Annotated in this window: 14 protein-coding genes; 4 read left to right on the top strand and 10 right to left on the bottom strand. The window is 65.7% G+C overall.

Going from position 1 to position 14,890, the window contains the following annotated elements; all coding sequences use genetic code 11:
* Positions 1-8: 8 nt before the first annotated feature.
* The 4 genes from C2862_RS15925 to C2862_RS15915 form a co-directional block, all read right to left on the bottom strand.
* Positions 9-1,205, bottom strand: coding sequence for an RNA-guided endonuclease TnpB family protein (locus C2862_RS15925; protein ID WP_136221118.1), 1,197 nt, complete (start codon positions 1,203-1,205; stop codon positions 9-11).
* Positions 1,199-1,543 (bottom strand): recombinase family protein, encoded by a 345-nt coding sequence (locus C2862_RS15920; RefSeq protein WP_136221117.1) that lies wholly within the window; start codon positions 1,541-1,543, stop codon positions 1,199-1,201. The genes C2862_RS15925 and C2862_RS15920 overlap by 7 nt, the downstream gene beginning before the upstream one ends.
* Before the next feature lie 96 nt (positions 1,544-1,639).
* On the bottom strand, positions 1,640-1,780 hold the full coding sequence (locus C2862_RS25285; RefSeq protein WP_168710082.1) for a hypothetical protein: 141 nt from the start codon (positions 1,778-1,780) through the stop codon (positions 1,640-1,642).
* Positions 1,781-1,813: 33 nt separating this feature from the next.
* Positions 1,814-2,503, bottom strand: coding sequence for a hypothetical protein (locus C2862_RS15915; RefSeq protein ID WP_136221116.1), 690 nt, complete (start codon positions 2,501-2,503; stop codon positions 1,814-1,816).
* A 174-nt stretch (positions 2,504-2,677) separates the two neighbouring features.
* Between C2862_RS15915 and C2862_RS15910 the strand changes: the two genes are divergently transcribed.
* Complete coding sequence (locus tag C2862_RS15910) at positions 2,678-3,199, top strand: hypothetical protein (RefSeq protein WP_210736010.1); 522 nt, start codon at positions 2,678-2,680, stop codon at positions 3,197-3,199.
* A 112-nt stretch (positions 3,200-3,311) separates the two neighbouring features.
* Positions 3,312-4,616: an NAD(P)/FAD-dependent oxidoreductase gene (locus C2862_RS15905; protein WP_136221115.1), complete on the top strand. Its 1,305-nt coding sequence runs from the start codon at positions 3,312-3,314 to the stop codon at positions 4,614-4,616.
* A gap of 180 nt (positions 4,617-4,796) precedes the next feature.
* Here C2862_RS15905 and C2862_RS15900 read toward each other — a convergent pair whose 3' ends face one another.
* Positions 4,797-5,516, bottom strand: a complete 720-nt coding sequence (locus C2862_RS15900; RefSeq protein ID WP_136221114.1) for a sensor histidine kinase — start codon at positions 5,514-5,516, stop codon at positions 4,797-4,799.
* A 163-nt stretch (positions 5,517-5,679) separates the two neighbouring features.
* Between C2862_RS15900 and C2862_RS15895 the strand changes: the two genes are divergently transcribed.
* Entirely contained in the window at positions 5,680-6,144 is a 465-nt protein-coding gene (locus tag C2862_RS15895) for a hemerythrin domain-containing protein (RefSeq protein WP_136221113.1), read from the top strand.
* 65 nt (positions 6,145-6,209) lie between these two features.
* On the opposite strand, the gene C2862_RS15890 is transcribed toward C2862_RS15895, so the two are convergent.
* Positions 6,210-7,838, bottom strand: coding sequence for a response regulator (locus tag C2862_RS15890; protein WP_136221112.1), 1,629 nt, complete (start codon positions 7,836-7,838; stop codon positions 6,210-6,212).
* A 275-nt stretch (positions 7,839-8,113) separates the two neighbouring features.
* Between C2862_RS15890 and C2862_RS15885 the strand changes: the two genes are divergently transcribed.
* On the top strand, positions 8,114-8,563 hold the full coding sequence (locus C2862_RS15885; protein WP_229467467.1) for a hypothetical protein: 450 nt from the start codon (positions 8,114-8,116) through the stop codon (positions 8,561-8,563).
* 274 nt (positions 8,564-8,837) lie between these two features.
* Here the strand turns inward: C2862_RS15885 and C2862_RS15880 are convergent, their stop codons facing one another.
* The 4 genes from C2862_RS15880 to C2862_RS15865 all read right to left on the bottom strand — a co-directional run bounded on the left by C2862_RS15880 (position 8,838) and on the right by C2862_RS15865 (position 14,647).
* Positions 8,838-9,830: a diguanylate cyclase domain-containing protein gene (locus C2862_RS15880; protein WP_229467466.1), complete on the bottom strand. Its 993-nt coding sequence runs from the start codon at positions 9,828-9,830 to the stop codon at positions 8,838-8,840.
* A gap of 132 nt (positions 9,831-9,962) precedes the next feature.
* Entirely contained in the window at positions 9,963-12,989 is a 3,027-nt protein-coding gene (locus tag C2862_RS15875; RefSeq protein WP_229467465.1) for an ATP-binding protein, read from the bottom strand.
* 155 nt (positions 12,990-13,144) lie between these two features.
* A complete protein-coding gene (locus C2862_RS15870) occupies positions 13,145-13,975 on the bottom strand; it encodes a response regulator (RefSeq protein WP_229467464.1) in 831 nt (276 codons plus the stop codon).
* A gap of 45 nt (positions 13,976-14,020) precedes the next feature.
* A complete protein-coding gene (locus tag C2862_RS15865) occupies positions 14,021-14,647 on the bottom strand; it encodes a 2-hydroxychromene-2-carboxylate isomerase (protein WP_136221111.1) in 627 nt (208 codons plus the stop codon).
* Positions 14,648-14,890: the final 243 nt, after the last annotated feature.

Here is a 14,890-nt window from a genome sequence, read left to right as displayed (position 1 = left end):
GTAACTGCTTAAACCTGCCTGCTGCTGGATTCCTGCTTCTCCGGGGCCGGTTTCACACCGTGCATGCGCACAGCGCCAGCGCCTGCCCCTCCACAGGCCGTTGCGGTAGAACTTACCGCCTTGTTCTTCAAATTCACGGCCGCATTGACGTCGCGGTCGTGGACCGTCCCGCAGTCCGGGCATGTCCACTGCCTGGCGCCCAGGTCCAGCCTGTCGAGCAGATGGCCGCAGATTGAACATGTCTTGCTGCTCGGATACCAGCGGTCGACCGCCACCACCCTGCCGCCGCGCCAAGCCGCCTTGTAGTTCAGCTGACGGCGCAATTCGTACCAGCCCATGTCGGCGATCGCCCGCGCCAGGCGCCGGTTGCTCAACATGCCGCGCACGTTCAGGCCCTCGATGCCGATGGTGTGGAAGCGGCGCGCGATGCTGCTGGTGAGCTGATGCAGGCCGTTGCGGCGCAGGTTGCCGATCCTGGCGTGCAGCTTGGCCAACTTCAGCTTCGCCTTGCCCCGGTTGCGCGAGCCCTTGACCTTGCGCGAGAGGGAACGCGACAGCCGGCGCAGCCGTCCCAGCAGGGTTCGCAGCGCCTTCGGGCCGGTCCACACTTCGCCGTTGGACAGCGTGGCCAGCGCCGCTATCCCGAGGTCGACCCCGACCGCGCCTTGGTTTTCGGCGGGCGGCAGGTGTGACGGTTCTATGGTATCGACGGTGATGCTGACGTCCCAATGGTTGGCTCTGTGCGAGACCGTGGCCGAGACGATCCGGCCGGCAAAGCGCAGGACCTCCCTCGTGCGCACCCAGCCCAGCTTCGGGATCTGGATACGCTTGCCCTCGACCCGGAACTGGTCGTTGGTCAAAGTAAAACGGTCGTGCTGTCCCTTCTTCCGAAACGTCGGGTAGCGCGCCCGGCGTGCGAAGAAATTCTTGAATGCTTCGCCGAGCTGGATGATCGCCATCTGCGGGGCGTTCTTCGTCACCTCTAGCATCCAGGGAAACTGCTCGCGTTTGATCGCGTTGAGCTGGCGGCGCAGCGCCAGTTGCGACGGCGCCGGCAGGGCGGGATTGGCCTTGCGCGCTTCGTACTGGCGCCGCCACTCGGCCAAGGCCCAGTTGTAGGAAAAGCGGGCAATGCCGGCTGCCCTAGCGAGATAGGTTGCCTGGACGTTGTTCGGGTCGAGGCGGATGCGGTGCGCGATTAGCACTGCGCCTCCTGGACAGCCTGGCGCACCCCTTCGATCGGTTTTTGGTTGCGGCAGCTGCGGCTGTCGTAGAGCCATGCGCAGTACCGTTCCAACACCTGCTTTTGGCGTTCCAGGTCGGCGCGCTGGTCGTGGCTGCAGGCGCGCGCATAGGCGATCGTCCGACGCGGCGCCGGAGCGGCGTGGGCGAGCCCGGAGCGGAAGGCCGCGAGGTCGTAGCGGCGTTGTCCACCTTCGGTACGCAGGGGCGCGAGACGCCCGCTCGCCTCCCAGCGCCGCAGCATACTGGTCGAGACACCAAGCGCCGTGGCCGCCATCCTGATTGGAACATGCTTGCTCATAATGCACAAGACTACTCAAGGATGCGCAAGTTCATACTAACTGTAAAGAACCCTGTGCCGGGCAGCACCGGGCAAACAAGGGCGCCTTGGCGGGCCTTAAAAGTCAATAAAACAGACCAGGGGCTGGGCCGCGATCGGCTTGACCGGTTCCTGGCGGCCCTTGCAGGCGCTGGCCAGCAGGCAGGCGAGGACGACGGCGCCGCAGCGCAGGCCTTGGCGAAGGACGGGCGATCTCATGGCGGTTCCTCCTTGGCTCCGATGATACCGTCATCAGAAGCGATAGGACAGCGCGGCACGCACCACCGGATAAACCTTGAAGTCCGAAGCGTCGTCGGCCAGGCGCTCCTGTTCGGCCGCGACGTCGCGCGCCAGGCGTTCGCATAGCGCCGTGGCGACCTGGCAGCCCTCGCTGCGCAGGCTCACACGTGCCGAGCCTTGGTAGAAGACCCCGAGGTCGCCGCCGAAGCTCCAGCCGCGCTCGCTGTTCAGGGCGTTCCCCCAGCCGATGCCGAGATAGGGCGCGGCCTTGCGGAAGTCGACCTTGCCGCGCAGCAGGCCGACGTCGGCCGCGCTGTAGCGGGTGCCGTTCAGGCTGAAGCTGCCGAGCTGGTCGGGCAAGGCGGTGGCGTCGAAGCGCGTATCGTTGTAGAGCACGCCGGCCGTGACGCGGAAATTGCGTCCGGGCTGGGGATACCAGTCGAGCAGGGCGTCGACCGTCTGCAGCTTGCCGTCGAGGTCGTATTCGACCTGGCCCGAGCGCTTGTCGAAGTCGTGCTTGAAATAGTTGATACCGAGGCGGCCGTTCAGGCCGGGCGAGATCGGCAGCACCAGGTGGGCGCCGACGCCGGTGGTGCCGAGGTCGAGCGTGGCGCCGACCTGGGCCCGGGCCGGGATCGCGGTAAAAGCGGTCGTGGCGGCGAGCAGGCAGGCCCCGCTCGAGAGAAGGGGGAAACGGGTCATCTCAGCCTCGTATGGTGGGTCCGTGTTCCGATTGTAGCGACGCTGCCGTGGCGTCCGCCGTTCGATTCCGCGCCGAAAGCCACAGCGTGGATTTTGTAAATGTGTGTTGCAGCGTACAAAGTTTTCACATTGCGTCTGATAAAGTTCGGCCAACATCACCATTAGAGGACTCTCATGAAATCCCCGATCCGTTCCCTGATCCTCGGCGCCGCCCTCGTTGCCGCCGCGATTCCCGCCATGGCCCAGACCAACGTCAGCATCAGCATCGGCCAGCCCGGCTTCTACGGCCGCATCGACCTCGGCGACTTCGCTCAGCGTCCGGTCGTCTACACCCAGCAGCCGGTGATCATCCGCGAAGTGCGCCACGTGCGCGCCGAGCCGATCTACCTGCGCGTGCCGCCGGGCCATCGCAAGAACTGGTCGCGCTACTGCGGCCGCTACGACGCCTGCGCCCGTCCGGTGATGTTCGTGCGCGACGACTGGTACACCAACACCTACGCGCCGCGCTACCGCGAGCGCCACTACGTGGAGCGTCCGGTGGTGCGCGAAGTCGTGCGCGAGGTGCGTTACGTGGAACGCGACGATCGCCGCGATCATCACGACCGTCACGACAAGCACGACAAGCACGACAAGCATGACAAGCACGGCCACGGCCATGGCAATGGTCATGGAAACGGTCACGGTCGCGGCCACTGACACGCTTCCTTGTTCCTGCGCGGCCATGGCCGCGCTCGATTTTTCCTCCGGGTGTACACTTGCCTTGTAGCCAATACCGGCTCGGCCGGCGGCACAATCAAGGGAGGAAAGTTTGCGAAGCGAAATCGTCATCGTAGGTGGTGGGGCGGGCGGACTGGAACTGGCCTGCAAACTGGGGCGCAAGCTCGGCCCCGCCAAGGTCATGCTGGTCGACATGCGCCTCTACCACATCTGGAAGCCCTCGCTGCACGAGGTGGCAGCCGGCACCCTCGACATCCACCAGGAGGGCCTGTCTTACCAGATGCTGGCCCACGATAACGGTTTTACCTTCGTCTACGGCCCCATGATGGCGCTCGACCATGGGGCGCGCCGCCTCACCGTCGGCGCCGTGCGCGCGGCCGACGGCGAAGACGTGCTGCAGGAGCGCAGCATCGAATACGGCTCGCTCGTGATGGCGGTCGGCAGCACCTCCAATTACTTCGGCGTGCCCGGCGCGCGCGAACACACGATTTCCCTGAACGCCACCGAAGACGCCGAACGCTTCCGCCTGCGCATGCTGCGCCTGATGGCGGTGGCCGAACAGGCGAGGGAAGAACGCCAGGACGCCGAGGTCGCGCTCGACGTCGTCATCATCGGCGGCGGCGCGACCGGCGTCGAGCTGGCGGCCGAACTGCGCGAAGCCTCCGGCGTGTACGCCACCTACGGCTTTTCGCGCCTGCAGGTGAAGCGCGACGTGCGCATCACGCTGCTGGAAGGCGCGCCGCGCATCCTGGCGCCGCTGCCCGAACGGGTCTCGAACGCGGCCCTGAAACTGCTCGACGAGCGCGGTATCCGCGTCGTCAACAACTGCCGCGTCACGAAGATCGAAGCGGACCGGGTCACGGACGCCGACGGCAACGTCTACCCGGCCAGCCTGTGCGTGTGGGCGGCCGGTATCCGCGCGCCCGAATTCCTGGGCGCGCTCGGCCTGCCGGTCAACAAGGGCGGCCAGATCGAGGTCGACGGCAAGCTGCGCGTGAAAGGCGTGCCCGGCGTCTACGCGCTGGGCGACTGCGCCGCCTGCATCGACGCCTCCGGCAAGCCGGTTCCGCCGCGGGCCCAGGCCGCGCACCAGCAGGCCGATTACCTGCTCAAGGACTTCCTGCGCCGCGCCAAGGGCAAGCCGCATGACGACAGGCCCTACCAGTACCGCGACTACGGCTCGCTGGTCTCGCTCGGCAAGACCACCAGCGTCGGCAGTCTGATGGGTTCGCTGAGCGGCGCGAGCTGGTTCGTGGAGGGGATGATCGGGCGGGTGATGTACACCAGTTTGCACCTGATGCACCACCAGGCGGTGCTGGGGGCGATGCGGACTGGGGTGCTGGCGATTGCGCGGTTTTTGATTCGCAGGACGACGCCGCTCGTCAAATTGCACTGACCGCGCGGGCATGCCCGGTGAAGCCGTCATTGCGGCCATTGGCCGCAATGACCCCGTACGGTGCGCTGCTGCCTCGAGGCCAGCGCACCATACCGTATGCATCGTCCGCAGCAGTGGTGTAACGTAGGGCGGGCATGCCCGCGCGTTTACGTGCGGTCGAATGCCCGGCCTTCTGAAAAATCAGGCTCCTTGGCGCAGCCTCGGCAAAATCATGGTCAACGCAGTACCGCCCCCATCGAGCGCCGCCAGCGTCAAACTCCCACCCAGCGCCCGCGCCCGTTCGCGCAGCAGGCGCAAGCCGTGGCAGCGCAGCGACTCCGGCGCCGGCGGCTCCTGCAGCCCCACGCCATCGTCGCGCACGGTCAGCATCAGCTGCTCGCCATCGTCGTCGAGAATGACGTCCACCGCACTTGCGCGCGCGTGGTTCAAGGCATTGCGCAGCCCTTCCTCGGCGCAGCGCAGCAGCGCCACGCCCTGTTCGCGCGGATAGCCGTCGTCGTCGTCGGGCAGGCTGACGCGCGCCGTCATGGCGTGCTCCTGGCCGAACTCGGCCACCAGCTCGGTCAGCGCCGCCTTGATGCCCAAAAATTCCAGCTTGTCGTTCCAGAGCCCGAGCTGGACCTTGCGGTTGGTTTCGATGATGCCGTTCAGCAGGGTCTTCATCTGGCCCGCGCGTTCCTGTGCCTTGGGATCGCTCAGGCCCTTGGACAGCAGGCCCAGGTGCATCGTCAGCGCGGTCATCGACGAGCCCAGGCTGTCGTGGAGTTTGCGCGCAAGCAGGCGCCGCTCGTCGTCCCAGCAACTCATCAGGTGGGCGACCAGCTCGGTCAATGCGGCGGTGCGTTCTGCAACCAGCCGTTCCAGGTCCGGGTCGTGGTGTTGCGGGTCCGGTGCGGTCATCGTGGGCTCGGTTGAATGTTTCCCAAATCATACAACACCTCGCTCGGGGAAGTGCGCACACTGAGGTGTCTGCGTGCGCTGCCGTACAGTAAAAGGAGGCGTTTGCGACGATGCTGGAGTCCTGGAAGCCTTATGAAAACCATCACACCTTCAAGGAGTTCTCATGCCTGATACCAACAAGCCAATCGACGCCGTCGAACTGCTGACGCAGCAGCACCGTGAAGTCGAAGAGATGTTCGAGCGCTTCGAGAAGATGACCGACCGCGCCAAGGTCAGCAAGAAAAAGCTGGCCGACGAGATCTGCAAGGCCCTGATCATGCACACCACGATCGAGGAGGAGATCTTCTATCCGGCCACGCGCGAAGCGAGCGAGGACACCGAGGACATGGTCGACGAAGCCGTCGTCGAGCACGCATCGGCCAAGGACCTGATCGCCCAGATCATGGAAATGGACCCGGACGACGACCTGTACGACGCGAAGGTCAAGGTGCTGTCGGAAATGATCGACCACCACGTCGAGGAAGAAGAGAAGGAAATGTTCCCGAAGACGAAACAGCTGAAGCTCGACCTCAAGGCCCTGGGCCAGGAGATGCAGGCGCGCCAGCAAGAAATCGAAGCCTCGCAGTAAGCTTGCGAGCAAGAAAAAAAGCCGCACAGTCACTGTGCGGCTTTTTTATTTGGCGGTGTTCCCGATCAGCCGGCCGATGCCGGCAGCGGCGACGGTTCGCCCAGCGCGCCGAGCAGCTGGGCGATGTCGACCGGTTTTACGAGGTGCATGTCGAAACCGGCTTCCAGCACGCGGCGCTGGTCTTCCGCCAGGCCGTAGCCGGTAAGGGCGATCAGGCGCATGGCGCCGGTGGCCGGATTGGCGCGCAGGCGGCGCGCCACCTCGTAGCCGTCGATGCCAGGCAGGCCGATGTCGACCAGGGCCACGTTCGGCAGGTGGGCGGTGGCCAGGTCCACGCCGTCCAGGCCGTCGGCCGACTGCAGTACCGGGTAGCCGTACACGTCGAGCATGGTGGCCATCATTTCGCGGCCATCCTCGTTGTCTTCGATCAGCAGCACGGCCGGCTTGCCGGCCGTGGTGACAGGCTGGGCGGCCTGGGGCGCGGCCGCGGCTTGCGGCGCGTCCGCGCGCGGCAGGCGGATCGCGAAGGCGCTGCCTTCGCCGGCGCCGTCGCTGGTGGCGCTGACGCTGCCGCCGTGCAGTTCGACCAGGCGCCTTACCAGCGACAGGCCGATGCCCAGGCCCCCTTGCGCGCGGTCGAGGCTGATCGAGCCCTGCACGAAGACGTCGAACACGTGCGGCAGCAGGTCGGGGGCGATGCCGACGCCGGTATCGCGTACGCACAGGAGCACCTCGTCGCCCTCGGCGCCGATCGTGATGTCGATGGTGCCGCCGGCCGGCGTGTACTTGATCGCATTGTCGATCAGGTTGGTCGCGATCTGCTCGAGGCGGGTCGGGTCGCCGTCGACCCAGTTCGGCGCCAGGTCGACGTTGATGCGGTAGCCGCCGGTGCGGCCGGTGGCGCGGAAGGTGTCGAGGCAGGCGCCCACCAGGCTCGCCATGTCCACCGGCTTGCGGGCCAGCAGGATCTTGCCCGACATCGCACGCGACAGGTCGAGCAGGTCGTCGACGATGCGCGACAGGTGCTGGGTCTGGCGCTGGATGATCTGGCGCGCGCGCGAGCCCATTTCGGCGTGGGCGCCCGGCATGTCGATCAGGGCCGCGGCGCTGGAAATCGCCGACAGGGGATTACGCAGTTCGTGGCCCAGCATGGCAAGGAACTCGTCCTTCGCATGGCTCTTGCGTTCAGCCGCCTGGCGCTCCTCGATCTCGCTCATCAGGCGTTCGTTGGTCGCGGTCAGCTCGAGGGTGCGCTGCGACAGCTTCTCGGTCTGGCGCCGCAATTGCTCGTTCTTGTTGGCCAGGGCGACGAAGACCGAGACCTTGGCGTGCAGGATCTGCGGGATCACCGGCGTGAACAGGAAGTCGGCGGCGCCGCGCTGGTAGGCCTTCAGGCGGTCGATCTCGTCGGCCAGGAAGGCGGTCACGAAGATGATCGGGATGTCGGCGGAACGGGCGCGCTGGTGGATCGCCTCGGCCGTCTCGAAGCCGTCCATGCCGGGCATGTTGACGTCGAGGATGATCACGGCGAAATCGTGCAGCAGCACCTGGCGCAAGGCTTCCTGGCCGGAACGCGCGGCCAGCACGGTGTAGCCCGTCTCGGTTGCCCATTGGTCCAGCAGGCTGGTCAGGGCCAGCAGGCTGGCAGCATCGTCATTAACGACCAGAATCTTTGGTTTGTCGGTAGTTGGCACGTCGTTCCTGCTGCGTTGGTCGTAAAAGGCCAGAATTGTCGCGGTCTGAAAGGATAGCAGAGCGCACCGTGTTTTCCAAAGTAAAGACACAATTGGCGCGTGCGAATGATAGCACGGCAATTTCTCGTGTTTGGGGGCAATCGTGCGCTATTCCCTCACGATGTTGCATGTACGCCAGCGCACATACTCTTGCAAGCGTCCATGCGATAGTGGAAGCGACTCCCCCGCGACGCATCGACCCTGGGGGATAGGCTGCTTACTTGAAAGGACAAAAAATGAATATCGATTCGATTGTTACCGAGCAGTACCATGGCAAATCGCCACGCGAACTGGTGGATTGTCCGCTGACGGCCCTGAGCGGCATCGGCGAGCAGGAGGCGCAGGCGCTGCAGAATGCATTCAAGGTGAGCACCATCGGCGAACTGGCCCGGCACCAGGCCATCGCCAACGCCTTCGCCATCGAAATGATGGCCGCCCCCGGATCCCAGGGATCGCACTCGGCCAAGGAAACCCTGCTCGACGACGCCGTCGAAATGACCTTCCCGGCCAGCGATCCGATCTCGGTCGACGCCGGCATCACCCGCATCGAAGTCGCGCCGGACAAGGTCGAAGCCGCGCGCGACCACCAGAATGCATCGGCGATCGCCGCGCACAACGAGGAAGCGTGCGGACAGACGAATGTCGGCAGCCCGCAGACGCAGTCGAAGGATATCGGTTCGGCCTGATCAAACAGTCGATAGCGCCTCACGGGCGCTTTGATGAGGCGGCATATGCTTGCAGCAATGCGGGCATGTGCCGTTATCGTTTGCGAACCGTAAGGTGGGCAATTTTGCCCACGCGGTCGTGCTTGCGCACACCGTACGGTTTCCACGGTGACGCGGCAGTAGATAAGAAATCGGGGTATTGGCGGCTCAAGCGCCGTACCGCGTGGACACAGGTGCCCGGTGACCCGTCATCGTGGGCCATTGGCCACGATGACCCCGTACGGTGCGCATCGGCTTACCGGTGCGGCGCCAGCTCCGGCACGGCTTGCTTGCCGGGCGTCTTGATCGCCTGCTGCGGCTTGCTGCCCGTCGAGCAGTAGCGGTTCTTGCCCGCGCGCTTGGCCTCGTACAGGGCGTAGTCGGCAATGCTGATCAGGGCGTCGACCGATTCGGCGTCGTCCGGATAGATGCTGATGCCGATCGAGGTCGACAGGCGCAGCGTGAGATCGTTGATGAAGAAGGGCTCGCACAGGGCCTCGACCAGCTTGGCGGCCGGACCCTGGGCGTCGGCCAGGCTGTGGATGTCGCCCAGCACGACCATGAATTCGTCGCCACCGAGGCGCGCGACCGTGTCTTCCTTGCGCGACGAGGCCAGCAGGCGCTGCGAGACCATCTTCAGGATCTCGTCGCCGTAGGCGTGGCCATAGGTATCGTTGATCGCCTTGAAGCCGTCCAGGTCCAGGTACATGATCGCGGCCTTGGCATGGCTGCGGTTGGCGTGCTGGAGGGCCGTTTCGATGCGGTCTTCCAGCAGGCGGCGGTTCGGCAGGCCGGTGAGGGCGTCGTGCAAGGCCAGCTCCTGCTGGGCGCGGCTGTACTGGGCCAGCTCCTTATAAAGCAGGCGTACCTCGAGCATGTTGTGGATGCGCTTGTGCACTTCCAGCAAGTCGAAAGGCTTGCTGATGAAGTCGCGCGCGCCCGCTTCGAGCGCCGCGATCTTGAAACTGGGTTGCGCCGTGAGAGCCAGGACCGGCAGGTAGCCGCCTTTTTCGATTTCCTTCAGGCTTTTCATCACCTGGAAACCGTTCAGGCCCGGCATTTGCAGGTCGAGCAGGATCAGGTCGTAGTTGTGCTCGCGATGCAGCGGGCAGACCTGTTCGGGCTCCATGGTCGAGCTGACGTTGCTGTAGCCTTCCTCGCGCAATATCTCTTCCATCAATTCGATATTGTCTGGCGAGTCGTCCACGACCAGGATTTTGGCGTTCAAAATTTCTTGTCTGCTCGGCATGCTTCTTCTCGTCGAAATAGGTACTGGAAGGAAACTAATTTCACTTCAGAAATCCAACTTTCCCACTTCAAGTAGTCTAACAAAGGCCCAAGAATTTCTTGTAGGACAGCGCCGCGTCCGATAGTAGGAACATCAAGTGCGCTTTCTACTCATTGGCGGACGCACCAGCGACCCCACCGCATCGATCAATTCGCTCGGTTCGACCGGCTTCGAAATATGCGAGCTGAAGCCCGCTTCCAGGGCCCGCAGACGGTCTTCGGAACGGGCAAACGCGGTCAGGGCCACGGCCGGCAGCAGCCCGCCGCGGTCGCGCGGCAGAGCCCGTACCCACGACAATAACTCAAAACCATCGACTTCGGGCATGCCGAGGTCGCTGATCAGGAGATCCGGCAGCTCGGCCTGCAGGGCGGCAAAGGCCTCGCGCGCGCTGGCCGCGATGCGCACCTTGGCATGGCAGTCGGTCAGGATGCGCAAGATCAGTTCGCGCGCGTCGCGGTCGTCGTCGACCACCAGGATCGAGGCGCCGGTCAAGTCGCGCAGGGTGAGGTCGGGCGCCGCCGGCGGCGGGGTACTGCCGAGGATCATGCTGGCGCGGCGTTCGGCCTTGGTCTGGGCCTTGGCCTGCGGCAGTTCGAAGGAGAAGCTGGAACCGAGTCCTTCGCCCGGGCTCTCCACGCGCACGGTGCCGCCGTGCTGCTCGATCAGGTGCTTCACGATCGCCAGGCCGAGGCCGAGGCCGCCGTGGCGCCGCGTCATCGAGGCGTCGGCCTGGCGGAAGCGCTCGAAGACGTGGGTGATGAATTCCGGCTTGATGCCGGAACCGGTGTCGCGCACGGTGACGGCCACCGAACCGTCGCGCCGGCCGAGTTCGACCGTGACCAGGCCATCGCGCGGGGTGAACTTGATCGCGTTCGACAGCAGGTTCCACACCACCTGCTGCAGGCGCGCCGGGTCGCCCGCGACCATGCCGGGGTCCGGCTCGTAGCGCTTCTCGATGCGGATGTTCTTGGCGTCGGCCGCCGGGCGCACGGTTTCGATGGCGGCGTCGAGGAAGCCTTGCGGGTTCAGGGTCTGCATGTCGAGCAGCACCTTGCCCGAGGTGATCCGGCTCATGTCGAGCAAGTCCTCGATCAACTGGGCCTGGGCGCGCGCATTGCGCTCGATGGTTTGCAGGCCGCGCTGCAGGTCGTTTTCGTCCTTGCCGCCGCGGCGCAGCACCTGGGCCCAGCCGAGGATGGCCGAGAGCGGGGTGCGCAGCTCGTGCGAGAGGGTGGCCAGGAACTCGTCCTTCATCTGGCTCGAGCGTTCGGCTTCGGCGCGCGCCTCGCGTTCGCTTTCCAGCAGCACCTTGCGCTCCTCGGCCGCTTGCTGGGCCGCCTCGTACAGGCGCGTGTTGTCGAGGGCAACCGCGGCCTGGGCCGCGATGCCGCGCACGATGCGTTCGGTGCGCTCGGTGAACACGCCCGGCTCCGGATGGCCGAAGAACATGGTGCCCAGCACCTCGCCCGAGCCGGCCGTGACCGGCACCGACAGGTAGCTGCGCACGGTCGGCTGGCCGGACAGCAGGCTGAACTGCGTAGGGCTGGGGCCGTAGCGCGGGTCGTCGGTGATGTCGGCGGACCGGATCAGGCCGGCGCCGCGGAAGCTGGGCCCGAACAGGGCGCTGGCCTGCGGCTCGCCGAAGCTCTGGAATTCGTTGGCGACCCCGCCGGACAGGGTGTACAGCGAGAATTGGGGCAACAGTGCCGATCCGTCGCTTTCCTTGCCGTGATAGAAGAAGGCGCCGAAGCGGGCGCCGGCGATGCCGCTGGCGGCGTCGGTCGCCACCTGCAACAGCGAGCGCAGGTCGCGCGTGGAAGCCAGGGCGCCGCCGGTGCTGTTGAGCAGTTCGAGCACCTTGGATTCTTCGCGCAGGGCCTGCTCGACGCGCTTGACCTGGTCGACGTCGGTATTCGTGCCGAACCAGCGCACGACTTTACCGTTGCGGTCGCGCACGGCGTTCACGCGGGTCAGGTACCAGCGGTACTGGCCGTCGGCGCCGCGGATCGGGTATTCCATCTCGAAGGGGGCGCCGCTGCGGATCGAGGCGCGCCAGTGCTCGAGCATGGCGGGCAGGGCGTCGGGTTCGACCGTATCTTGCCAGCCCCAGCCCGTCGCATTGTCGGGCGTGGTGCCGGTGTACTCGTACCAGCGCTCGTTGAACCAGACGATGGCGCCGTCGGCCTGGGCCATCCAGGCCAGCTGCGGGATCGTGTTGGCCAGCGCGCGCAGCACCTCTTCGCTCTGGCGCAGGCTGTCTTCCGCGTTCTTGCGCGAGGAAATGTCCTGCATCACGCCGGTCATGCCGGTGACGCTGTCGCGCAGGGCCGGATTGGCATAGTCGGCGCGACCCACCAGGGCGATCCAGCGCGCCTGGCCGCCGTCGGGCAGCAGTCGGCATTCGATGTTCAGGTCGCTGTGCGAGGCAAAGGCATGCAGCACCTCGCGGCGCACGGTTTCGCGGTCGGGCTCGTCGAGGCGGGCGCGCAGCTCGGGCCAGGCCAGCGGCGTGTCGGGGGCCAGGCCGAGGATCTCGGCGGCGCGTTCGCCCAGGCTGACGCGGTCGCTCGCGGCATCCCAGCGCCAGTCGCCCAGGCGGCCGGCGGCCAGGGCTACCTGCAGGCGGCTGTTGCCGTCGATCAGGGCTTGCTGGTCGGCGCGGCGCCGCGTGACGTCGTGGAAATACAGGGTCAGCCCGTCCGGCGAGGGATACATGCGCGCCTCGATCCAGACGGCCAGGCGCGGGTAGAAGAATTCTCGGCTGCCGGTCTCGCGCGTGCGCATCGAGCGCTCGAGTTCGGTGGCCAGGTTGCTGCCGTTGAGCTCCTCGAACTCGTCCCACAGGCGTTTTCCCAGCAAGCCTTCGCGGGTCTTGTTCAGGGGCGCCAGGAGTTGCAGGGCGCGGCCGTTGACGTAGGTGATGCGCCAGTCGAAGTCGACGGCGCAGAAGGCGTCGGTCAGGCTCTCCAGCATGTTTTCCATGCGCGCGTTGGCCTGGCGCAGGGCCTCCTTGGCCGCCATCAGCTCGGCTTCGGCCTGGCGGCGCGCGGCCAGGACGTTGGTCGCGTTGCGCAGCGCCGCCGAGCGCATCAGTTCGATGTCGTCGCGGTTCTCGCTCACGCGGCGCCTCCGCGGCAGGGGAGAGACTTAACAGGAATCATGGAAAACGTCAGGCTGGGCAGGACGAGAACGAGGCGCACGGGCGCCCGCCGCCGCCCGGCACCTGGCCATTCTAGCCCGGCCGCATCGATCGCCCGCACACGGCTGGCAGCCACTCAGGCGCCCGCCCGCAGCTGGCTCGCGACTTTTCCGAGCGCGTCCTGCAGCTGATCCAGCTCGTAGGGCTTCTGCAGCGACTGGTAAGGGAAGTCGAGGTGGCGCAGCAGCATGTCGCCGTAGCCGGAGGCGAAGATGACTTTCAGGTGCGGATACTGCTCGCGCGCCTGGCGCGCCAGGTCGACCCCGGACATGCCGGGCAGGCTGACGTCGGTAAACAGCACGTGGTAGTGCTGCGCGGCCAGGCGCGCCAGCGCGTCGTCCGGATGGGCCACGCCGTCGGCCTCGTAGCCGAAGGCCTTGAGCATCTCGCACACCAGGTATTGCGAATCCATGTTGTCCTCGACCACCAGGATGGACAGCGTGCCCGGCTCTTCCGCGGCCTGCGGCAGCTCGAGCGCCGTTCCCAGCGCGCACAGCACGCCGCCGACGTCCGTGCCGGTGCCGATCGGCGTGAAATACAGGTCGAAACGTTCGCTGCCGGCGCCGAAATTCACCGTCGCGCCGGGCACGCAGCCCGCCTCGCCGCGCCGGGCATTCGCCAGTGCCTCGCGCGCCGCGGCAAAGGGCGGCGGCAGCACCGCCGGCACCGATCCGCCCGGCACCCGGCTGAAACCGGGACCGGCGAGGGCGCCGTAGGCTTCGTTGCACAGGACCAGCTGTTGGTCGCCCCAGGCAAGCAGCATCGGCAAGGGTGTATTGAACATCAGGTCGGCCGCCACGCGCAGCGGCTGCGGCCAGAGCCCGGGATCGCCGAGGCTGGTTGCGCTCCAGTCATAGGAAGAAGCAGTGCGGGAAGCGGTGCGTGCGGAATTACCGGAAGCGAGCATGGGAGACGGCCTGTTGTATATTCGAAAACATGGCGGAATCCTACACTAAATGGCTGGCGCCTGTCGGCACGCTGCGGCGCAGGCGATCGCGTCCTCCAGCCGGTCATTGCCCCAGAACATTTCATCACCGACGAAAAAAGTGGGTGCGCCGAAGATGCCGCGGCTGCCGGCCTGTTCGGTCTGGGCGCGCAGGCGCAACTTGTTGTTTGGTTCCAACGCGGCAGCGATGAGGGCATCCGGATCGGGCACCAAACCAGAGAGGGCCTCGCGCACGGCCTCAGGCGTGTCGATCTCGCGGTCCTCGACCCAGTTCTGGCGCATCACGCGGCGGCAGAACGCGCCCATCCATGCTTCTTCCGTACCCAGCACGGCGACGCGCATCGGCAACACGGCCGCGCGCGGAAAGGCGGACGGGCGGCGCCAGGCGAGGCCATACTTGGTGGCCTGGCGCTCCATGTCGCGGCACATGTAACGGCCCTTGGCGGCCTGCAGCACGAAGGGGGACGTGCTCCAGCCCAGTTCGCGGAAGACCGGGCCCAGCAGGAAAGGGCGCCACAGCAGGGGCACGCCGGCCGCCTCGGCCAGTTCCTCGATACGCATGAGGGAAAGGTAGCTGTAGTTGCTGCCGAATTCGAACCAGAATTCGATGGGCGTAGATGCTGATCGGGTCATCGCAAGCGCTCCTTCCGTCGGGTATTGCAATGATAGCAAGGCCGGGCTGTGCAAGCGCAAAAAAAAAGCCCGCTCAAGAGAGCGGGCTGAATCTATTTCCGAGGAGGAGAATAGAGGAGACAAGAAGGATTATGCTGCAAGGCAACATCTATTGCCAATTTAAATTACTGATGACAGTCATTAATGTTGCATATGGCGATGCGTGGTAGCGACACGGTATGCACTTGCTTGGTGCAATAGAGA

Origin of the sequence: Massilia sp. Mn16-1_5, assembly GCF_004798585.1 — a bacterium.
GTDB lineage: Bacteria > Pseudomonadota > Gammaproteobacteria > Burkholderiales > Burkholderiaceae_D > Telluria.
The sequence above is the reverse complement of the archived record's forward strand: the minus strand, read 5'-3'. Positions and strand labels throughout refer to the sequence as shown.